The following is a 21,043-nucleotide window of genomic DNA, read 5'->3' as shown; positions in this document are numbered from 1 at the left end:
AAAAAACTGTGTGGTTGTTAGATGATAGAACAATAAAGGATGAACTTTCCTAGTCAATAAAAAAGATGATGAGGTGCCATGCTTGCTTCATATTCAATCAATAAGGTGTTGAATATGATCCCAGTCATTAAGATGCTTACTAACGTTATCATGGAAAGCCACGGTAGATACTTCTGATTTCCTTTTATAACTAAAATAGAGGTAATCCATACCATGAGGTTAGATTGGTGGGTAAAGTATAAAAATGTACTGAGTCCATTGTCAATTAGACTTCCAAAAAATCCTATACTACTTGTACATAATAAAACCCATACAAGTGTTTTTTGAGCTTTTGTCATAGTATCAATCCTTTTTAGTTAGTATAACACGTTTTTATTTAGAAAAAAAGAATCTCTAACGAAAGAGATTCTTATATTTTTTTATAGAGGCAATACTTTTTTTCCAAACTCGTTATTTACCACTTGAGCAACAGCACCATAAAATGCGCTTAACCCTGAGAAGATACCAACATAACCAGCAATGGTTGTGATTAATTCTACTTTAGTGAAATCTCCTAAGGCAAGTAAGAAGAATAATAACGCTAATGATCCAAAGATGATTTGGGTTGTTCTATTGTGTTTTAATGTGCCAATAAACATGAATGCTGTATATAAGCCCCACAACAATAAGTAAAAGCCCATTGAAACCTTGTCAGCTTCTAAGCCAGCTTTAGGGAATAACCAAATAATCACTAAGCTTAACCAGAAGAAACCATAGCTAGTAAAAGCCGTTCCACCGAAAGTGTTGCCTGTTTTAAACTCTAAAACACCGGCAATGATTTGTGCGAATCCCCCCATTGCGATACCCATAGCGATGATTACCATCGATAGTGGGATTAAGCCTGCATTGTGTAAATTCAGTAATACGGTTGTTAATCCAAACCCTAATAAACCTAGTGGTCCTGGATTAGCTAATTTTAATTCTTTTTGCATGAAGTAATGTCTCCTATTATCTATTTTTTTAGTTGGTCTAGCCAACTATTCCAATTATAATAAAAGGCACGCTTATAGTCAATGAAAACACCTATAAAGCGTATACAATTAGCCCCAACAAAGCCGATAACAGTACTAAGTGAATAGGAGATAACTTTTTAAAAACCTTTGATGAGATAAATACACATAAGAATATGATTAATGCTTTATAATCAAATGTGATTTCTTCAAAGTAATCACCTAATATAGCATGTAACAATACCCCAATCCCCGCACTTAGAATTAACCCAAGAATAACAGGTTTTAAGTAACTTAGAATGGTTTGAACTGGTCTAGTCTTAATGAACTTATCGCTAAAATAAGCAATTAAAAGGATGATGATAAAACTAGGGAGTACTACGCCTAGGGTTGCGAATACGGAACCCCAAATGCCATAACTATGGTACCCAGCAAAGGTTGCCATATTGATTGCGAATGGTCCTGGGGTAGATTCTGCAATCCCAATAAACTGATTGACTTGATCGACAGTCAAATAACCCCCTAGGGTCATTTCTTGTCTGATCATCGGGATCATCGCATACCCACCGCCAAAGGTGAATAAACCGATTCTAAAGAATACGAAAAAAAACTTTAAGAGTGCCATCATATCTTCTTACCTCTTTGAATAAAAGATACGATAAACCCAAATATCCCTGTAATCAGTAATAAAAGGATAATTGAGAAATTGGTAAAAAACGATACCCCAAACGCCATTAAAATTAAAAGTATGTTAATGACATTCATTTTCACTTTTTTTGATAATTTGAATAAAGCATTAAAGATCAATACAGATACACCAGCAGAGATTCCTTTTAAGGCGTTTGCAATATAGACATTCTCACTAAAGGCTTCTAGAAATAGTGAGATTATTAAAATCACAATAAAGCTCGGTAATACGACGCCTAGAGTTGCAAACAAAGACCCTAAGAACTTCTTATGTTGATAACCAATATAAGTTGCCCCATTAATCGCAAATGGTCCTGGGGTTGCTTCACTAATGGTAATGAGTTCTAACATCGTTTCTTCATCAATCCATTTTTTCTTTTCAACAATATCTCTTTGCATAACTCCAATCATGGCATATCCACCCCCAAAGGTAAATAATCCGATTTTGAAGAATGTGAAGAAGATATCTAAGTATTCATTTTTCTTCATATACTACCCCTTCTAAAAAAGAATTAAACAGCTGGCTGTTTAATTCATGGTTTGTTCATCTGGAAATAAAACACTCGTATCTAATATCGGAATAACGATAGGTGGAATCATCGCAAGTGTGGTCATCTGTGTGATCGTTGCCCTTAAGTATGGGTACAAAAACGTAACCGCATCTTTCTTTAAGAATGTTTCAATCGCATCTTCTGTTTCCGCCACATGAAACTCAAAAATCCCTCTCATATGAACGACAATGTTAATAGGATAAACCGTATCGGCATGATCTAGGACTTCAAACCTAAGTTCTGTGTAATAAACTTGGTCTGATAGTTTACCAGTGTGCCTTGTCAGTTTATGATTCAGTTGAAAAGTCCCTGCTATATGCTTATTAACAAGTTCCATTCTGGTAATAACGATATTCGTTCGTTTCATTGGTAACATGATTAACACCTCATGTTCATTATAACATCAATCAAACCGTAATAAAACGTCTTAATTGGATAATACAAGTATACTGATAATTCATATGTGAAAAATCATTTTAGTTCTTAATCTAAGAAAGCACACTTACTATTGAAATTTTAGCTGATGTTTCATGAGCGAATGAACAAATTTACCTTGTTTTAGGTCTATTAAGTAGAGTATTGAAGTGTTGATGACGTATAAACCATCATTTATATACGACTTATACTGCTTATCTAAAAGTGCGATTGAAACAGACGAGTCGATATCGAAACAGTCCTCTACAAAAATCTTCTTTTGATTGTGCAATAAGTACCCTAATTTTGATAAATGATGGATGATAATGTCTCTAAAGTCACTATATTTCAACTTACCATAATTAGTATAGCGATTAAAGTTCCCAACTATTTTTTTGTATTCAAGCAAGTCATTTTGACTAATCGTCCTACCTATAAATTGTTGATCCGGCATTTGCTTTATATGTCTAAAACACTCGATCATTGGATAGTTAACGTACAGCTTTCCACCATCAGTTGAGTCATTGAAAAGTGTAAGCATTTTATGAAGTTTTTCATTGCAAAACTTTTGATAATGAGGATCATAATCAAATAACAAGTATATTTTTGAAAACTTATTAGAAAGCTTTTTTCGTTCTTCCTCTGTCTTTGCTAACTCCTTCGCAAGTAAAACTATATCTAAGTTTTCGTCTTCAGATAACTCTTCATAGAGTTCATAAATCGAAGTTTCATATGAATAAATACTGTACGTTCTGTCTTTGTCAAATACACGTTGTAAATGATATATTAAATTGGGTTCTGCTGAAGTCCCCTCTACAATAAATAGAATATTTTGAGTATTAGAGAAATTCGCCATTTCGATACATCTTTTCTAAATTATGTCCTTCTCTCAATTCTCTTTCGGTACAGTCTGAAAGAGGTGTCAGCTTATTCTTAGACAAAATAAAATAACTGTCTGGTCTCATAAAATTGTTAGACATAATCCCAGTATTGTGCGTAGTCACTAGTGCTTGACCTAATTTTGATTCGGTGAGTTTTTTTAAGATAACTTCTGAAATCTCCGTATGATAAAAGGCATCAAACTCATCAATAAATAAGAAAGAAATATCTGAAAACTTTTGACTCCAATAATAAAACAATGTTAGAGCCTTAGTCCCATTAGACGCAATCTCCCAAAAGTTTAAGTATTTATCAGAAAACTTCGCATAAATGGTTCCCTTACCGGTAATATCCGTCCTTAACTCAAGTTTTAAGGGGATTTCCATATCATTCAAGAATCTCTCGTAATCAGATAGTTTGTCATCTTTAATAATTCTTTCCATGATAAAGTCAATTCCATTTTTATACCCGATGTACTCATTATCACCCAAAGACCTAAACCATAGCATATGTTCCACAAAATAGAACAGCTGACTTAGAATACTCTTTTTTTCTTGAACTGTATTGTTCTTAATGTATCTTAATACTGATATACTCATCTCATCAGTTGGAACTTGGAGGGAACTAGCATCAACTAGTTCTAAGTTTTCAAAGTCGCCTCTTTTTGCTGTATAACTGTAGCTATATACTTTATTTTCTCCAATATAGAGTTCCTCAAAATCTAGCTTATTGGCGTTCTTTTTCTTATATCTATAAGATACTTCCGTATTGTCTAGTAAAAAAATGTACTCAAAACTTGCTGATGATTCAACACTAGCAGCATTCAAATAATTAATGTATTCATGAGGAGATTGTTGTTTATCTACTAAATGCAAAGTGATATCAAACAAAGCCAACCCAAAGTTCGTCTTTCCAGTAGCATTTTTTCCATAAATGACAGCCTTTGTCAAAAGTCCGTTATTAATCACATGACTATTGAATTTATAATCTCTGTATTTAGAGAAATCAATTGAAATAGCATCTTTAAACCCTTTGTAATTTTGAACTGTAAACTTTTTTAACATATTATTAGCCTCACTTTATGAGATATTTTACCACTTCCGTAACTAGTTGTCAAATTATCCGTATTTTTTTTACGGCATATATTAAGAGTATAATAATTACTTAGCCTCTAGAAACTATAAAAAAAATGCCCGAAGGCATTTTTACTAGATTACGAAGTTTCCGTCTTTAAATACTACTACTTCAGAACCATCATGCTTAACCCCAACAATGGACATATCTTTAGAACCAAACATGAAGTCTACGTGAATAAGTGAATTGTTATACCCTTTCTTTTCAAGCTCTTCGATTGGTGCATTAAGTCCACCTTTAATGTTCATTGGATAAGCTCTTCCTAAAGCCATATGACATGAAGCATTTTCATCATATAACGTATTTAGGAATAAAAGGTTCGTGTTAGAAATTGGCGAGTCATGGCTAATTAAAGCAATTTCACCAATATATCTAGCATTAGCATCTGTGTTAAGTAATTCTTCTAACGTCTTCTTTTCTTTCTTAGCATCAAACTCAACGACTTTACCTTCTTCAAACACTAGGTAGAAATCTTCAATAAGTGTGCCTTGATAGTTAAGCGGTTTGGTTGCAACTACTTTACCAGAAGTTGCCCATTTATAAGGCATTGTGAAGGTTTCTTCTGTTGGAATGTTTGGATTGAAATAAACCCCGGAAGTTGTTTTTTCTCCACCACCACTCCATACATGGTTTTCAACTAGACCAACGGTTAAGTCAGTCCCTAAACTGTTTTTGAAACGAAGTTCTTTGAAGTTTAGTTCGTTTAAGATTACATTATGCTTGCTTAATTCTGCATTGTGTTTAGCCCAGTTTTCAATTGGATCTGAATCCTCATACACGCGGCAAGCGTTAAGAATAGCTGTCCATAATGCTTCTTTAGCTTCTTCCCCTTTTAGGTTTGGATACACTGCTTCAGCCCAAACGGTGTTGGATGCAGCAACAATGGTCCATTGACCTTTGTTACCCATGGTGTATTCTCTTAAGAATGGCAATGCTTTTTGTGTAGCTGTTAATGATTTTGCCATCTTAACTGGATCTACGCCTTGATTAACTCCAATCATAGGCGAAATAACATTAATGAAACAAGCGTTGTTATCTACATAATAACGGTTTGTTTCAATAGCATAGCCTGGAACTTCTTCCAAGGTTTCAACCGATTGATAATCATAAGCATAACGGGTTAAATAGTCATCACTCCATTGAGTAATTACTTTTTTAGCACCTGCTTCATAAGCTTCTTTCACGATTAAACGTGTAAGTTCTTTGGTTTCTGTGGTTGCTCTAACGACCACCACTTGGTCTTTTTGTACGTTGACACCAACTTTTACAGCTAGTTTTGCGTATTTTTCTAATAACGATAATTTTGGCATACTATCACTCCTTAAAAAGTATTATAACAAACTTACCATAAATTAGGAAGAAAATCGAAAAAAATGGTGTGTTTTACACACACCACATTAAGAAGGGTTTTCTGTTTTATTGAATAGGGTTTTGTCTAATTCATCTGGAAGGCTCGGTCTTGCGATATGATACCCTTGAATGAAGTCCGCATTCATCGATTTTAGTGCTTTAAGTTGATATACTTCTTCTACCCCTTCGACAACCACTTTAAGTCCTAACGCATGTGCGAGTTCTATCGTATATTTGATTAGGGGATTTTGATCATTATCAAACTTAACTTGTCTTGTGAAACCTCGGTCTATTTTTACAACATGAAGCGGTAACCGTTGAAGGTAAGTTAGGGATGAATACCCTGTCCCAAAGTCATCTAGAGACAGTTTAAAGCCCATAGCTCTTAATTCATTAAGGGTTATGATGGATTCTTCAATATGTTCTAATATTGAGGATTCAGTAATTTCAAATATGCATTTATGGGTAAGAATCTTATCTTCCGCAACAACTCTTTTTAACTTAGATAAGAATGAGGCATCGTTTAGGACTCTTGCCGATAGATTAACTGAAATCATCATGTCATAGCCTTCTTTTTCCCAAGCTCTAATTTGAGATAATGACTCTTTTAATACAAACCAAGTAAGGTCTTTAATAAAGCCAGTTCTTTCAGCAACCGGGATAAATTCCATAGGTGGAATTAGCCCTCTCGTCGGATGGTTCCATCTAATCAAAGCTTCTACGGATCTAACCTTATTACTTTCAAGATTATAGACCGGTTGATAATAAACAACCAATTCCTTTTTTGTAATCGAATGATTTAATAGGTTGGATAAATCTGTTTGTTTTTGGAGTTCAGAACCAAACACTTCACTATATAGGATGATTTGGTTTTTACCCCTTTGTTTTGCAATACTTAAAGCCATATCTGCGCACTTTAAAAGCGTTTTATAGTCTTTCCCATCGTGTGGATAAGAGGCTACACCTGCCGAGACACTGACAAAGTATTCATCCCCATCCAAAATGAATGATTTATGAATTTTCGATGCATGAGACTTAATCATATCTAGTAATAAGTCTCTGTGAAGGTTATTCTTTAATATGACAACGAACTCATCCCCACCTAATCTTCCAACAATATGTGGCTCTCCAGCAATCTCTTTAAGTTCATTGGCAATTTGAATTAATAATTGGTCTCCTACATCATGACCTTTCAGTTCATTAACATGTTTAAAATCATCAATATCGAGGTATACAAACCCAAGAATATCATTTGGGCTATGTTCAATATGTTCAAGTACTTTACGGGCAATCATGTTTCTCGATAATAACCCTGTAAGTTCATCATAATAAGCTAAATCATAGAGCTGTGACTCAAGTACGGATAAAGTGTGGTTGGTTTTTTCAAGTTCAGTAATGGATATTCTTAATTCGTCAATTGTGTCTGCGTATAAATCCATACGTTTTTTAATGATCAAATAAAACATCAATCCTGTGATTAATACATATAAAATGCCTTTTAGCGTTTGGAGTTCATCTAGTTTTTCGATATCTGTAACAAATAATTTCAAAAAGAGGTCTGAAAAAAATATCCACAGGATCCCAATTATAAGGTATTGTGTAATGATGAATAGTGAGTTCTTGAGCGGACTTTTATCACGGTTCAACTCGGTTGATACACGGTGAAAATACTTTTTAAACATATAAACACCCCACTTTATACTAATATTATATCAAATCCGTTAAAAAAAACCATTCTCTTGAGTCCTTAGCTCAAGCGAATGGTTAAATATCCAATTACAGTCACTTCATTATTAGTCAGTTCATATTGGAAAAATATTTGTTTGCGGTCTGGTTCATTAAGAACTACCGCATCAATATACGACTTATTGATTGTTAATACACCATCTGTGAAGGAATAATCTCCTTCTTCTAAAGTTGGATTGGTATAAACACCTCTGAATGATCCAGTATATAGTTCAAACTCGAATGTGACATCAGACCCTTCATAAATTACCGAAGGATTTGAGGTGAGTTTTGGTTTTTGTGTTTCAGAAAGAACTAAGGTGGTCAAATAGGTATCTTCGCCTTCTACTCTTAACTCATAACTACCATAATCTAGTGTTTCCAAATAAGCTTTGGTTAAAGATAACCCGTTCTCATCATCAATATAGTTTGAACTTGCTAACAAAAGACCATTTAAGTAAACCTCATTACCTATTACTTGGCTAATTAATAGGTAATCATCTCCACTAAAATACGTATACCCATCTACATTAACTCTAAGGGTTTTATCATATATGACTAAATTGTTTAAAAACCCTTTAACATCCAAGCGTTTAAACCCAATATCTGAATTAATCTTGTATGTGTTTTTATCTACAGTGTCTTTACCTATTACGTTACCTAGATAATCATAATTCGTAACTTGATAGATAATGTCTTTTGTGTCTGATTCAAATGTTAATGTATCCCCTTGTAAAGATACCGAAACAGCAACCGTCTTAATAATCGTAATATTGATAGCCAAACTATATCTTGAACTGTTGTCTTTAAATATAGTTTTTACTTTGACTGCATATATGCCTGTATCAAATGTACTCATATCATAATACGTATCGGTTGTGTGATACGTTTCATCATTAATCGATACTTCATAGGAAATCGCATCTTTGACACTTGTCCAAGAAACCTTAAAAGTGTCTTCATGATATCTTAAATCCTTAGGTGGATCATATATTACTTGTTTTTTACTACACCCAGCTAAGCTTAGTATAAGCGCTAATATAAGTGTAAATTTCTTCAAACTAATCCTCCTTTACTAATAAAACTAAACTGAAGGCACAACCAAGAGAGGTTGTGCCTAATATCTATAGTTCTATTTTTTGATATTCAGGTACATATAGGACTTGAATCGTTTGGTAAATCTCTATTGTTTCTTTATAACTATTCGATCGTATGCTTCCAGCAATATCTAATAAGTAATAATATACAGATTCATAGAATTCAGGTCTATCGATATATGGATTTCGATTTTTTTGATATCCATAAATTCTATTATTCCTTTGGACTTCAAATTCATCCACTGGGTCAGCAATATGCCAAGCAAGAAGTTGATCAATATCACCAATCTCTCTTGCATTTCTTGTTGTAGAACCTGAGTTATCTTTTGTAAGTCTTAATCTCTCATCATAATACCTAGTTGCCATATATAGCAATATTCTCGCAACGTCACCTCTATGATCATCACCTGGATAGAACTTACTACTTTCATAATGGTAACTTCCAGAAGTACTACTTGTTGTATTAAAGTAATAATTACTCCTTTGAGAGTTAACATTTGGAATTGCAGCTCTTAACTGGTGCATATCAGATACCATAGGCGATGCCTCATCATAAGAAGATTGAGGCCAAACGTGTTCCTTATTCCAAGTATTGCCACTATCCCAAGTGCCGTTAACAGCAGTTCCTGTATAAATCGTGTATACCTTTGATGGATTATTTAAGTCAGCATCTATATAACTAAGTTTATCACTCGTACTTGAATATGAATATATCGTATGACCGGAAATAATTGTTTTTAATGAAGTAAATAATTGACTGCCATTTTTTCCTTCTGCATTTGCATAATATCCACTTGGAATATTTGGGTCTAAAGGTTGAACAATTTCTTCTTCAGTTACGATATAGGTTAATACTAAGGTTGATTGATTACCCATCTCATCTGCTGCAAAAAATGTAATTGTATAAGACCCTACCCTTGTGTTATCGAAAGTACCTCTATAACCACATTCAGGGTAGGGATCTTTATTATCTATTGCATTACAAGATGGAATGATTATATCATCCCCTACAACCATAGATAACTTACTAGGGTAATAACTTGTTATCTGTGGTGGTGTTTCATCTGTTGTAGGGGCTATTTTTTTAAAGTATATGTTATAGTAATTAATTCTATTCTAACTTGACCTGATCCAACATTCTTAATTACAACTGAACTTGATGATGCTTCAGTTAACTGTGTTGTTTGGTTTTTTGAACTAATAGAACTACTGCCATTTATTGAATAACCAGTGTTTGTGTCAGTTTCAACTGTAATGCTCGTTAAAATATACTCAGATGATAAACTAATCGTAAGTTGTCCTCCATTACTAGAAGAGCCATTATACAATCTAATTTGCCCACCACTATTATTAAAAATCGAGGTTGTGCTTGAGGAATTTTTACGAAAACTTACGCTAATACTCGAAGTACCTGGATTAGTAATGGCTAAACGATCAGCGGAAATAACTCCATCTGCAATATTACTACCATAAGATCCACTTGTATCTATAGTAGCCGTGTAAACTACCGGTTCAACTTCTACAGGATTCTTAACGATTAAGTCACTATAGATGGTTACTATTTCTGTGCCAGTATCTACTATAGCATAAGCTCTTGTTGTAACATGGTGTTCAGAAACAAAGCTCATTAAAAACTCTTTTGTTTGTGCATTAGCTACGTTAGATTTTGCTATAACGACACCAGTTGTATCGAGTGTGATATCTTCTGTTGTGTCTGAATAGATAAATCCATACTCTACCAAATAATCATCGCCTTGAAGTTCAACGCGACCCATATATGATTCATATCCATCACGAATACCTGTCAAATCTTTCATAGAGACAAATGAAGTTGGTGTAACTGCAGTTGTTTTTGCAAATAACTTAGTATCTTCAAGTGCAGTGAATGCATAAGTTGGTTTGTATGATAACACGTTTCCTTCTTCATCTGCCCAATGTGTGAATGTGCTTGAATTAGCTGCAACCGCGACAACTACTTGGTTCCTAACTGCATCAATGGATCCTACAAGACCACCCTCAATAAGAATGTTAATGTCACCAGTTGCTTCAGTATATTGTAATACATACACTCTTGAAGAATCGATGTTCTCCAATGAAGTTTCACCTTCTAATGATTTCCAAGGATTAACTGAATCTACCAGCAATCCACCAGGTTTTGTATAACCCTCAACATCAGGGGCACCAGCAGTACCATTGTCTAATACACTAACTTGATCAATTAATTTCCCATTAGAATCGACAAATAGGACAGCATGTTTACCTTCTGTATGGAATAAACCAAATACACTCATCGAAGATTGAACACGAACACTAAGGTTTGCAGCTAGGTCAGTTCTTACGAATCCATTAATAACCCAGAACGCAAATTGGTTAACACCATCAAGTGTTGATGCGTTGAAACTAAGGGTATCACCCACATTTTTAGTCTGCGGATCAGCATTTATGATTGCTCCATCGTCTACTGATGAAGAAATAGCAACTGTAACTGAATCTAGTTCTGCCGCATTAACGATAACACTTGAACCGAATAATGCTAAGATTAAGCTAATTACTAATAGTAGTTTTTTTCATTATTCGTCCCCCCAAATCTCTTCAAACCCAAATAGACCTTTTGCATTAAGTCCACTTTCGGCAATTGAATCTGATAGTTCAAATTCTACCACTTCTACCGTGGGTTTTTCGTACTTCTCTTTTTCAAACATTTAAATACCTCCCATGTATCTAATATTTTATATAGATAGTATCACATATATATACATATATCAATGCTACATTGTCATGATTTAGTAAAATTTATGTAAACGCTATCTAATAATTCCTATTTTTTTTATAATCCCAGCGTCTTAAACACTTGTTTGACTGCCTCTTTGTTTTTAGAACTATCCTCTAATTGTCTAAGTTTCATTCTTGAATCCTTACCTCTTTTGATCGTTAGATTGAAAAACCTAATCAAGTAGAAAACAGGCAAAAGTAATCTTGTTTTTAACTTGGGATGCATAATTCTCATGTTCTTATAACTTGGAAACAAAACTTTTACTAAAACAAACCATTTGGATTGTTTCTTGTTTTGTGTGTTCACAAGTCTAGGTGCCATCTGGTTAAAACTGTGTCCACTGCCATGTATTCCAGAAGTCATTATGTAATTTGAAACATTAGTATACTCTTCTTCAGTGAATGTAAATGCGCCTATTTGAAGATCAGATTCAATCCCAAAATATCGTTTATTTAATTCGAGCATTACATTATAAAATCGCGTCATAGACATACTTGTTAAATAGGATTCTAAAGTGCTTTTATCGAGTATACTCGCATAAGCCTTAACGTATAATCCTATATCTAAAATGCTTCTTAAACCGACACCACTGGATTCGAAGTGTTTTGCTAAATGATACATCAAATATAACGTTTCAAAATTTGGTTCAAACACATACTCGTATAACTCTTTTTGGATTGCGTGACTAAACGCATCTTTAAAGAGTTCGTATTTAGGGTTAAAATCATTCATTAACGTAGGGTGAATCTCTACTTCTAACCCCTCGTAACTATAGGCATCATGTGCTGGGCTTTTTTGTTCTACTTTAAAGCCGTGATTTGACAAGACAGCTTCAATACGCTTCATTTCAAAAGACTCAACTAGAATGTCAATATCCCCCATGCCTCTCATATAGCTTTTCTCATACAATGATTTAAGTCTAGACCCTTTTAAGAAGACATGTTTAAACGCGTTTTCATTTAAGATCTCTCTTAATTTATCAATTAACTTTAGTTGTTTTTCATCTCTTAAAGCATAGTCATAAAGAATTTGAGTTTTATATTGATCGAGTTTGGATGAGCCTAGGCCATCTTGAATATAGGTAAAGATTAAGCCAGATAACCCATTTTCTCTTAATGATATGACAAAAGACTTTTCATCTTCAATTTTAAAATCGATTAACTTTTTTTCTAGGGCATAACGGGTTGCCTTTAAAATCGTATCCATTATTTGAACCTCAATAGTAGACGTCTAAATGGGTTTAGAACCCAGAGTTTTACCTTAAGTCGGTTAAACTTGCTAGATTCAATGATTTGTTTTTTAGTCTTATAAAAAACGACTTTCCCATAGACGTTTTCAATTAAGACAAACTCTTTACGAACCGCACCATCGCCTCTTAAGATAAAACCATCATCATATACTTTTATAATGCGGTGTAATACAAATTGATTTTGGTATTTAGCCAAGACAACATCCCATTTTCTATATGTAGATTTCTTTAATGTGACGTCTGTAATAGAGTCCTTAAAAAATGGCCACATGGAATGTCCTTTTACTTTGAATGTAACTTTTTTCCCTAGATTGAGTTCTTCAATGACAATGGGTAATAACGTCTCTGAGTTTAGTTTCATAATAGAACGTTATGTTTTTTAAGCGTCTCGATGAATAACACCACGTCTTTTAACGCTTCTTCTTCGGAAATCTCATAACGATTCGTTAGGATGGTTACTAATGAATCGATGGTTTGATCACTTTCTAGCGCCTCAAATAAGACCTTTCCACTTTGATTAAGTGTCATAATCCCATTAAAGTTTAGGGCTTCATTATCAGTTGGTAAAACCATGATTTTTGAACCTATTTCTTTTAATTTAAAACCATCTTTTAGTTTCATAATTTTCTCCCTATAAAATCCATGATAAGTGGTAAATACACTTTTTTGTTCATTTGTTAAGTAAGCTAAATACGTATCAACCGTTAATACCTCATTCATGATTGGAATCATTTTATCCCATATAGATTCCTGACTAGGTCTTAACATATTCTTAAGTAGATAAATGGTACTTTCATCTTTAGATAGTCTTGAGATGCTCGTGGTATCTCCTTGTTTAATAAAACAAAGCGCTTTAAGTGGGTATTTGGCATTGAGGTTGTGTTTCGACTTACCAGAAAATGGCGTCCCATAGACATAACCATCTTTGATTAGGGGTTTATCGTCATTCAGGTTAAAGGCGTGAGGAAATACTTCCTGATAGTATCTAACATGCGTACTTTTACCTGTTTTGGAGGGCGCAGAAAACAAAATAACCTCATCATTTAATACAAGGCTTGATGCATGAATAGGTAAAAATCCTTCGCGCATTGCAACCTCTAAAAATGACATAGAGTATAAAATGTACTCAATAGATTCCATATCCTTAATAAGATCTTTGACAAAGAATAATGCTTGAGTCTTATAGTCTTTAGAGGTTCTTAATTCATACTTAATCAATCCAGATTGATGTTTGACTTGCATGATAGAAACCCCATCGACTTCATAAAAAAAGCGATACTTTTCATGCATAATTGGCGTCATGTCAATAGGTTTAATCACATCAACAAGCTTTGATGTTATTGCATAATCAAAAGGCCCATTAGACTTATAGGGCTCTAAAGTCATAGAAAAATAATCCTTATGAATAGGTTTTAATAGAATATTAATTCCAGCGATTGAATAAGTACTCACGTTGATACCCCGTCTTTTAATATATTATACCATGTAAGCGCATATCATATGTAAAAAAATAGCAAACATATGATAAAATAACTATAAATTAGGGAGCGTCACTTATGAATACATTAAAAGGATTTAGTTTACCTTACCAAAAATATCTACGATTTCCGTTAGTTATTTTATCGATACTTTCAGTGGTTCTATCTTCAACTGCCGTTTTATTCGCCTATTATTCGAAAATCACCATTGACTATGCCATCATCAATCACAAGGATTTTCCTTTATATGCAAGTATTCTAGTTGGACTACTTCTCCTACAATTAGTTGGTCAAATGGTTAATCACTACTTAAAAGTCTATTATCAAAATAAGCTATATGGTGCGATCCAACAAGACTATTTTCACCTTTTATTAAATGGGGCTTACCAACAGGTGAAAAAAACGCATTCTAGCAGTCTAACTCATTTGTTTAAGAGTGATTTGAGTATTGTTACAGAAGGGTTGTTAGACTTAATTCCTAAATTGATCTTCTATATTTTAAGATTCCTATTAGCTTTTGTTGTGCTTTATTTATTAAGCCCAATATTCGCATTACTCTTCTTAGGTCTAGGGCTCATTCTACTTGGAATTTCAAGGTTCTTAAAGAAACCACTTCAAAAGACACATAAAAAAGCTATTGAGGCTGAAAACATCATGTATACAGAAATGACGGATTCTTTATCCCATTTAGAGGTGATTAAAGCTTTTGAGGGGGAAGATTTCACACTCAATAACTTGAATGAAAACACCAACAGACTAATTAAGACCCGCATGAGTAAAACGAAGATTTCCGTGGCTTCCAGTTTTGGATTAAACCTATTCTTCGGATTTGGATACGCATTTTCAATCATCTTCGGTGCTTATCAAATCAGTCTTGGACTTCTTTCAATTGGTGCGCTTACCGCAATCATTCAATTAGTCCAAAACATTCAATCCCCATTCTCTGGATTATCGAACATACTTCCTAAGTATTATCAAATGATTCAATCGATTACCCATCTAAGCTTTATCAAAGACATTCAACAAGAAGGTTCAAAAAAAGAAACCGATTTTGAATTTGAACGGATTGTATTTAAGGATGTATCCTTCAGGTATGATGAAAAATGGGTATTAGATAAACTTGATCTAGAAATCAATAAAGGCGACTTTGTCTGGATTAAAGGAGACTCTGGTTTAGGCAAGACCACATTATTTAGGCTGTTGTTGGGATTCATCAGACCTTATAATGGTAATATTAGGTTTTATGCTAAAGACAACTATATGAATATCAATGAGACAACGAGAAAATACTTTAGTTACGTCCCACAAACGCCTTACATCTTATCAGATACTATTTACAGGAATTTAACCCTTGGAAAAAATATACCGATCGAAGAAGTTAAAAGAGTTTGTAGGTTGTGTCTAATCGATGAAGAGATTAATACAAAACCACAAGGTTATCATACAATTCTAACCGAAAATGCAGGCCTTTCTATTGGACAACTTCAACGACTTTCGATCGCAAGAGCACTGCTTAGAGATTCTAAGATCTTACTTTTAGATGAGGTCACAAGTGCACTTGATCCGGCACTTGAGAAAGCAATAATCGATAACCTTCACAAGTTAAAGGATAAAACCATCCTATTTATTTCACATAGACCTCTATCAAACTATACAAAACTCATTGACTTAAGTTAACAAAATTGCCAGCAACCTCGTAGGATTGCTGGCATTTATTATTCTATTACACTTGGATTTTTCTCAAGAATATCTAAGAATATCTTCACAAGTTTAGGATCAAATTGTGTGCCTGAACATCTTAGGATTTCTTTTTTAGCATCTTCTATCGAACGTGGTTCTCTATAAGGTCTTCTTGAGACCATGGCATCAAAGGCATCCGCAATCGCGATAATTCTCGCACGAATTGGGATATTTTCACCTTTAAGGCCACGAGGATAGCCTGTGCCATCGTATTTCTCATGGTGAGATAAAATGTCATTGGCAATCTCTGCATATTCAGGCGAGGTTGAAATGATTCTATAACCAATCTCTGGATGGCGTTTGATGATTTCCCACTCGTCTTCTGTGAGTTTACCTGGTTTATTCAAAATCGAATCATCAATGGCAATCTTTCCAATGTCATGAAGATTGGATATCGCTTTTAGCTGATTAAGATCATCATTTTTAAAGCCTAGTTTTTTACCCATTAAAATACACAGTTCAGATACTCTTTTTGAGTGTTTGTGTTCTCTTGGATTTTTTTCATATAGTGTATTGAGAATCGTTTTAATCGATTCATTTCGGTGACTGGATATTTCGAAGAGCTTGTTTTTATACATCGCTTCTTCAGCTGTTCTTAACGCAACCTCAATAGGTTCGTCTTGCTGCTTAGTAGCAATCCCAAATGACACGGAGACAATCATGCCACGAATGTTTTTCTTTTCTAAAGATTGTTTCAGTTTGTCTGCCATAAAGGAGGCTTGTTCGTATGTGGTATTGGAGAGGATAGCTGCAAACTCATCACCACCAGTACGACAAACGAATCCTTTGGTTTGGAATGTTTGTTTCAGTTGAAAGGATACTTCTTTCAGGAGTTCGTCACCTGCGTCATGACCGAAAGCATCGTTCATGATTTTTAGTCCGTTAATATCACAGATGACAACGGAGATTGGTTGATTCTTTTCAGAGTCAATGGATAAAATCTTTTCTTGATAATATCTTCTATTATAAAGACCAGTTAAGGCATCATTGTAGCTTAGGTATAAAATGGATGCTTCATACTTTTTGCGGTCTGTGATTTCGCTTGAGAAAACCATACAACCGACAATCGATCCTTGATAATAAATAGGCGAAAATCTTTCTTCTAAGAACTTTCCCGGAGTGTCTTCAACTTCACTTGAGTCGATGACCACTTCACCTTTAAGCGTCTTTTGAATGTTTTGTTGAAGTCTTAGGCGCATTTTAGGTTCTCTGATGTTTATCAAGAAGTCGTCGCCTTCTTTAATCTTTACGCCATAAAACAATTCCATTTGATTTTTGTGAAACTCATTAAAGTTCAAGTAACAAATATTCTGATCTAGCGCATACATCTCCATCGTTGTCGTTGAGTCTAATGATGCTTTAAGAAGTGTACGTTGTTTTTCGATTAAGATGTTTAAGTCTAGTCTATGACGTTGATTATCAATTGCGATACCAATAAGCATGGTGATAATCGGGTATACGACCAAGTAAGGAATGATTGTCGATCTAATGATTGAAAGTGGATTATCAAGCGCGAAAAACGCTAGTAGGGTAAGAATATGTGTGAATAACCCCATCGCATAATAGGATAAATAGGACTTACTAAAATGCTCTTTAAGCTTTGTGTATCTAAATATAATCCCTACAGCACTTGAAAAAATAATCGTCAGCACGCCTGAGTAAACCCCTGTTCCACCGACATAGATACGATATCCCATACCTATAGACATACTAATCAAAGTTGGTATCCATCCAAAAAACTGTGCAGTAATTACATAAAGAATACTTCTAGAATCAAAAAATAACCCTGTTGTAAGCTCCCAAGGATTGCTCATAACGAATATGACTGAAAGTCCTAAAAGAACCCCAACAAGGCTTTTTTTACCCAAAGATTTGGTTTCTGTGTCGTAGTCTGTAGCTGTATACAGAAACACAACGGCCAACAAAATAATCGCGTTGTTAATTAGCTCAATACTGACGTTAATAAAATCATTCAAAGTCAATGTCCCCACCTGCTTTAACTCTATTATAAATGGATTTGAAACGTTTCACAAGGTTACTTGAAATAATTATTGCGTTTAAAGAAATAGAGCATTAGTAATACTAATGATAAAGATCCAAGGATAAATACTTCCAAACCATACTTTTGTTCAAGTGCTTCAAAGTACTTGAAGTTCATCCCGAAGAATCCTGTTAAGAATGATAAAGGGATGAAGATGGCTGAAAATAGGGTTAATGTCTTCATGATTTGATTCATCTGATTAGACTGATTGTTCATATACAAGTCTAATAAATGTCTTGTAAGTTCACGTTGTTCATTTAGACGTTCCTCAAGTCTATTTAAATGGTCAAGAAGGTCATCGTAGTAAGGCTTCGTATCTTCCTGAAAAATCGGATTCTTAAGGGCTTTTGTTAGTTCTTTGTATAAAGGAGAACTAATGCCTTTTAGTCTTAGTAATTGCTTACGAATGGTATAGAAATCTTCTTGGTCTAGTTTTTTCAGTTCGAGAATGTCTTCCTCAAATGATTCAAGTAAAACACTAGAATAATCAATAAAATCTAGATGTAAGTCTGTAATAATGTCTAATATTTGATAGTGCAGGTAGTCTATGCCGTGTTCTTTTAATTCTTTATATTGATCTAATAATCCATATAGAGGTTCTAAGAATAAAGGCTCAGATTCATGAAAAGATATTAACGTGTCTTTCAGCAATAAAATGCTTAAATAGTCTTCTTTGACTTTTTCTTTATCTTTATAGATCACGTGAAAGACCGAGAATAAATAGTCCCTCTTATCCTCAATCTTGACACGTTGTTCAACGTTTAATACATCTTCTAAGACTAAAGAGTCAATCTTAAAATGATTCTTAATTGCTTCGATTGATGAAACGTCTTTAAGCCCAATTACTTGAATATAACTCTTTTTATCCAGTTTGGAAAAATCGTTCGTAATGGTTAATTTATTCTCATAATGGTAATGCTTAATTTGTGTTTCTCTTTGAACCTCGCCGGTATAGACTAAGGATTTAGGGGTAAAATAGTCTTTGATTTTCATACTAACCGCCTCCTATTTCTATTATACTTCATGTGTGTTTTAACTAGGTGAATAAATTGAGGGATTCTTCATTAAGTGGTAGAATAATAGTAGGTGATGCTATGACTAAAACAGTCACTTTAATAAAAAAGGGATTATCCTTTAACCTCAAAACCTTAATTCAATTTGAAATCATCTACCGCTTATTTGGGGTATTTCTATTATTCCCGATACTGAGACTCTTATTCATATTATCTCTCAGGTTAAACGGGATCACATACCTAACAAACAACGGTCTTATTGCCTACCTAAAATCTCCTTATACCATTTTAGTATTCTTAATCGTATTATTAATTTTTTCCTTATACATACTATATGAAATGTTAACCCTCGGAGAGCTATTTAAACACAGTTTTACAGAATCTTTTATCCCTTTGAAAACCCTTTTATTAAATGGTGTAAGAAGGCTTCATAGTGCGTTTAGAAACAACTTCTTCTTACTGATTAGTAGAGCCTTTGTGTTCTTTATTTTGGTTGAGGCCATTCAGTTATTGGGGTTCTTTCAAAACAAAAGTATTCCAACCCTATTTCAAAGCATCATTGAACTTAGAATTGTTCAAACAGGTCTGACTGTAGCGCTTGTCATCATCTTCATTCTTTTCATATTGAGTTTTTATGTTACACCGATCATTGAGTTTGAAGGTATATCCTCCAAAAAAGCTCTAATGAAATCATTCAAAATGATTCAATCCAAACCCTATAAAACCGTCTTTGGGATTATTTCTATCAATCTGATAATCAATCTAATCATCTTCATTGTCAATGCACTTTTATTGATTCTTATTGGGGGATTGGTTAGCATTTTACAAGGTAGTATTTACGTTAAAAGTGTGTTATTAAGCATCATCTATAGTCTTTATATAGGGATAACGTTCATTTCATCAATGTTCATCATTCCAATACACTTTGCTTACATATTCTCAGACTACATCAAGAAGACTAATTATGAGATTCCTAAAGAATCTTATAAACCTTCTTCCTTTAATAAGAAACGTTTCATTCTATCCCTGGTACTTCTAGGCATAATCGTGCCAATTATCAACTTTCAAACATTTAAAAACTTAATTGAACAGGAAAGGTCTAGGGTAGAATTATTCAATAGACCACTCGTAATCGCGCATAGAGGCGCTTCAAACTATGCGCCTGAAAACACCTTAAGTGCTTTTGAAGAGGCCATGAAACAAAATTCAGATGGTATCGAACTCGATATTAGAATGACGAAAGACGGGGTTCTTGTTGTATTTCATGATAGTATCGTTTCTAGGACAACCAATTTGAAAGAGCATAAAACGGTCGAATCATTGACCTATGAAGAACTATCTACTCTCGATACTGGCAGTTGGTTTAACCCAGTCTATCAAGGCGAAAAAATCCCAAGTTTAGAAGATGTATTCATACTAACTGAAGGAAATCAAAAACTCTATCTTGAGCTTAAATCCATTGCGAGTCCAATCGAAGAAAAACTCTTTGAGTTGATTGAACTTTACAATCTAGAAGACAAAGTCATCATTATGTCATTTAACCGAACTCAACTAAAAACCATCAAAGACTTGTCTGATAATAGAATTAAGACGATGTTGTTGTTACCGGTGTTTTATGGAGATATTATGGATGTCATCAATAGTCCAACGTACGATTATTTCGGGTTATCCGTAGATATTCTCAAGTCGAATAGTTCTTATATAGACATTATCCATCAAAAGGAAAAGCGTATTTATGTTTGGACAACCAATAGCAAAGAAGACATAAGACTTATGTCTAATCTAGACGTTGATGGCATCATTACTGATGACCCATTACTTGCACTAGAAATTGTATTAGAGGATTACCGTTTCAGTTTAATTGAAATGTTGTTAAGGCTATTTGAATAAAAAAGAAGCGACGCCCATTATGAGTGTCGCTTT

Annotated in this window: 19 protein-coding genes; 2 read left to right on the top strand and 17 right to left on the bottom strand. The window is 34.0% G+C overall.

Annotated features, from left to right (window positions below; genetic code table 11):
* Positions 1 to 419 precede the first annotated feature (419 nt).
* The 15 genes from JN09_RS06575 to JN09_RS07705 all read right to left on the bottom strand — a co-directional run bounded on the left by JN09_RS06575 (position 420) and on the right by JN09_RS07705 (position 14,300).
* A complete protein-coding gene (locus tag JN09_RS06575) occupies positions 420 to 971 on the bottom strand; it encodes an acetate uptake transporter (RefSeq protein WP_204434050.1) in 552 nt (183 codons plus the stop codon).
* A gap of 91 nt (positions 972 to 1,062) precedes the next feature.
* Positions 1,063 to 1,617 carry a chromate transporter gene (locus tag JN09_RS06570; RefSeq protein ID WP_204434048.1) on the bottom strand — a complete coding sequence of 185 codons (555 nt, stop codon included), beginning with the start codon at positions 1,615 to 1,617 and terminating at the stop codon, positions 1,063 to 1,065.
* Complete coding sequence (locus tag JN09_RS06565; protein WP_204434045.1) at positions 1,614 to 2,165, bottom strand: chromate transporter; 552 nt, start codon at positions 2,163 to 2,165, stop codon at positions 1,614 to 1,616. The genes JN09_RS06570 and JN09_RS06565 overlap by 4 nt, the downstream gene beginning before the upstream one ends.
* Positions 2,166 to 2,204: 39 nt before the next feature.
* Positions 2,205 to 2,603 carry a protein-export chaperone SecB gene (locus tag JN09_RS06560; protein ID WP_204434043.1) on the bottom strand — a complete coding sequence of 133 codons (399 nt, stop codon included), beginning with the start codon at positions 2,601 to 2,603 and terminating at the stop codon, positions 2,205 to 2,207.
* Positions 2,604 to 2,732: 129 nt separating this feature from the next.
* On the bottom strand, positions 2,733 to 3,497 hold the full coding sequence (locus tag JN09_RS06555) for a hypothetical protein (RefSeq protein ID WP_204434042.1): 765 nt from the start codon (positions 3,495 to 3,497) through the stop codon (positions 2,733 to 2,735).
* Positions 3,481 to 4,584: an AAA family ATPase gene (locus JN09_RS06550; RefSeq protein ID WP_204434040.1), complete on the bottom strand. Its 1,104-nt coding sequence runs from the start codon at positions 4,582 to 4,584 to the stop codon at positions 3,481 to 3,483. The genes JN09_RS06555 and JN09_RS06550 overlap by 17 nt, the downstream gene beginning before the upstream one ends.
* Positions 4,585 to 4,728: 144 nt before the next feature.
* Complete coding sequence (locus JN09_RS06545; RefSeq protein ID WP_204434038.1) at positions 4,729 to 5,964, bottom strand: aminopeptidase; 1,236 nt, start codon at positions 5,962 to 5,964, stop codon at positions 4,729 to 4,731.
* An 87-nt stretch (positions 5,965 to 6,051) separates the two neighbouring features.
* Positions 6,052 to 7,554, bottom strand: a complete 1,503-nt coding sequence (locus JN09_RS06540; RefSeq protein WP_204434036.1) for a putative bifunctional diguanylate cyclase/phosphodiesterase — start codon at positions 7,552 to 7,554, stop codon at positions 6,052 to 6,054.
* Positions 7,555 to 7,751: 197 nt separating this feature from the next.
* A complete protein-coding gene (locus JN09_RS06535) occupies positions 7,752 to 8,789 on the bottom strand; it encodes a hypothetical protein (protein ID WP_204434026.1) in 1,038 nt (345 codons plus the stop codon).
* Positions 8,790 to 8,853: 64 nt separating this feature from the next.
* On the bottom strand, positions 8,854 to 9,843 hold the full coding sequence (locus JN09_RS06530) for an endonuclease I family protein (protein WP_204434024.1): 990 nt from the start codon (positions 9,841 to 9,843) through the stop codon (positions 8,854 to 8,856).
* Between the two features lie 59 nt (positions 9,844 to 9,902).
* Positions 9,903 to 11,243, bottom strand: a complete 1,341-nt coding sequence (locus JN09_RS06525; RefSeq protein ID WP_204434016.1) for a hypothetical protein — start codon at positions 11,241 to 11,243, stop codon at positions 9,903 to 9,905.
* 153 nt (positions 11,244 to 11,396) lie between these two features.
* Positions 11,397 to 11,528 (bottom strand): hypothetical protein, encoded by a 132-nt coding sequence (locus JN09_RS07690; protein ID WP_268939118.1) that lies wholly within the window; start codon positions 11,526 to 11,528, stop codon positions 11,397 to 11,399.
* Positions 11,529 to 11,653: 125 nt separating this feature from the next.
* Positions 11,654 to 12,805 carry a nucleotidyltransferase domain-containing protein gene (locus tag JN09_RS06520; protein ID WP_204434014.1) on the bottom strand — a complete coding sequence of 384 codons (1,152 nt, stop codon included), beginning with the start codon at positions 12,803 to 12,805 and terminating at the stop codon, positions 11,654 to 11,656.
* A complete protein-coding gene (locus tag JN09_RS06515) occupies positions 12,805 to 13,209 on the bottom strand; it encodes a S24/S26 family peptidase (RefSeq protein ID WP_204434012.1) in 405 nt (134 codons plus the stop codon). The genes JN09_RS06520 and JN09_RS06515 overlap by 1 nt, the downstream gene beginning before the upstream one ends.
* The gene (locus JN09_RS07705; RefSeq protein ID WP_204434010.1) at positions 13,206 to 14,300 is read right to left on the bottom strand and encodes a PqqD family peptide modification chaperone; all 1,095 of its coding nucleotides are present in this window, start codon (positions 14,298 to 14,300) and stop codon (positions 13,206 to 13,208) included. Before JN09_RS07705 ends, JN09_RS06515 begins: the two co-directional genes overlap by 4 nt.
* 104 nt (positions 14,301 to 14,404) lie before the next feature.
* Between JN09_RS07705 and JN09_RS06505 the strand changes: the two genes are divergently transcribed.
* Positions 14,405 to 16,003, top strand: coding sequence for an ABC transporter ATP-binding protein (locus tag JN09_RS06505; RefSeq protein WP_204434002.1), 1,599 nt, complete (start codon positions 14,405 to 14,407; stop codon positions 16,001 to 16,003).
* Positions 16,004 to 16,041: 38 nt separating this feature from the next.
* Here the strand turns inward: JN09_RS06505 and JN09_RS06500 are convergent, their stop codons facing one another.
* Positions 16,042 to 18,042 (bottom strand): HD domain-containing phosphohydrolase, encoded by a 2,001-nt coding sequence (locus JN09_RS06500; RefSeq protein ID WP_204434000.1) that lies wholly within the window; start codon positions 18,040 to 18,042, stop codon positions 16,042 to 16,044.
* A gap of 59 nt (positions 18,043 to 18,101) precedes the next feature.
* On the bottom strand, positions 18,102 to 19,100 hold the full coding sequence (locus tag JN09_RS06495; protein WP_204433993.1) for a CorA family divalent cation transporter: 999 nt from the start codon (positions 19,098 to 19,100) through the stop codon (positions 18,102 to 18,104).
* Between the two features lie 101 nt (positions 19,101 to 19,201).
* On the opposite strand from JN09_RS06495, the gene JN09_RS06490 reads away from it, so the two are divergent.
* Positions 19,202 to 21,010, top strand: a complete 1,809-nt coding sequence (locus JN09_RS06490) for a glycerophosphodiester phosphodiesterase family protein (protein ID WP_204433990.1) — start codon at positions 19,202 to 19,204, stop codon at positions 21,008 to 21,010.
* Positions 21,011 to 21,043: the final 33 nt, after the last annotated feature.

It is taken from the genome of Paracholeplasma morum (assembly GCF_016907055.1).
GTDB classification, from domain to species: domain Bacteria; phylum Bacillota_I; class Bacilli_A; order Acholeplasmatales; family UBA5453; genus Paracholeplasma; species Paracholeplasma morum.
This window is presented reverse-complemented; position numbering and strand designations above follow the sequence as displayed.

Bases quoted from the DNA above. Each gene is read 5' to 3' on its own strand.
- JN09_RS06555 (WP_204434042.1), bottom strand. From the start codon at position 3,497: ATGGCGAATTTCTCTAATACTCAAAATATTCTATTTATTGTAGAGGGG.
- JN09_RS06560 (WP_204434043.1), bottom strand. From the start codon at position 2,603: ATGTTACCAATGAAACGAACGAATATCGTTATTACCAGAATGGAACTT.
- JN09_RS06565 (WP_204434045.1), bottom strand. From the start codon at position 2,165: ATGAAGAAAAATGAATACTTAGATATCTTCTTCACATTCTTCAAAATC.
- JN09_RS06575 (WP_204434050.1), bottom strand. From the start codon at position 971: ATGCAAAAAGAATTAAAATTAGCTAATCCAGGACCACTAGGTTTATTA.
- JN09_RS06530 (WP_204434024.1), bottom strand. From the start codon at position 9,843: ATGGTTGTAGGGGATGATATAATCATTCCATCTTGTAATGCAATAGAT.
- JN09_RS06505 (WP_204434002.1), top strand. From the start codon at position 14,405: ATGAATACATTAAAAGGATTTAGTTTACCTTACCAAAAATATCTACGA.
- JN09_RS06545 (WP_204434038.1), bottom strand. From the start codon at position 5,964: ATGCCAAAATTATCGTTATTAGAAAAATACGCAAAACTAGCTGTAAAA.
- JN09_RS06515 (WP_204434012.1), bottom strand. From the start codon at position 13,209: ATGAAACTAAACTCAGAGACGTTATTACCCATTGTCATTGAAGAACTC.
- JN09_RS06495 (WP_204433993.1), bottom strand. From the start codon at position 19,100: ATGAAAATCAAAGACTATTTTACCCCTAAATCCTTAGTCTATACCGGC.
- JN09_RS07690 (WP_268939118.1), bottom strand. From the start codon at position 11,528: ATGTTTGAAAAAGAGAAGTACGAAAAACCCACGGTAGAAGTGGTAGAA.
- JN09_RS06520 (WP_204434014.1), bottom strand. From the start codon at position 12,805: ATGGATACGATTTTAAAGGCAACCCGTTATGCCCTAGAAAAAAAGTTA.
- JN09_RS06550 (WP_204434040.1), bottom strand. From the start codon at position 4,584: ATGTTAAAAAAGTTTACAGTTCAAAATTACAAAGGGTTTAAAGATGCT.
- JN09_RS06570 (WP_204434048.1), bottom strand. From the start codon at position 1,617: ATGATGGCACTCTTAAAGTTTTTTTTCGTATTCTTTAGAATCGGTTTA.
- JN09_RS06490 (WP_204433990.1), top strand. From the start codon at position 19,202: ATGACTAAAACAGTCACTTTAATAAAAAAGGGATTATCCTTTAACCTC.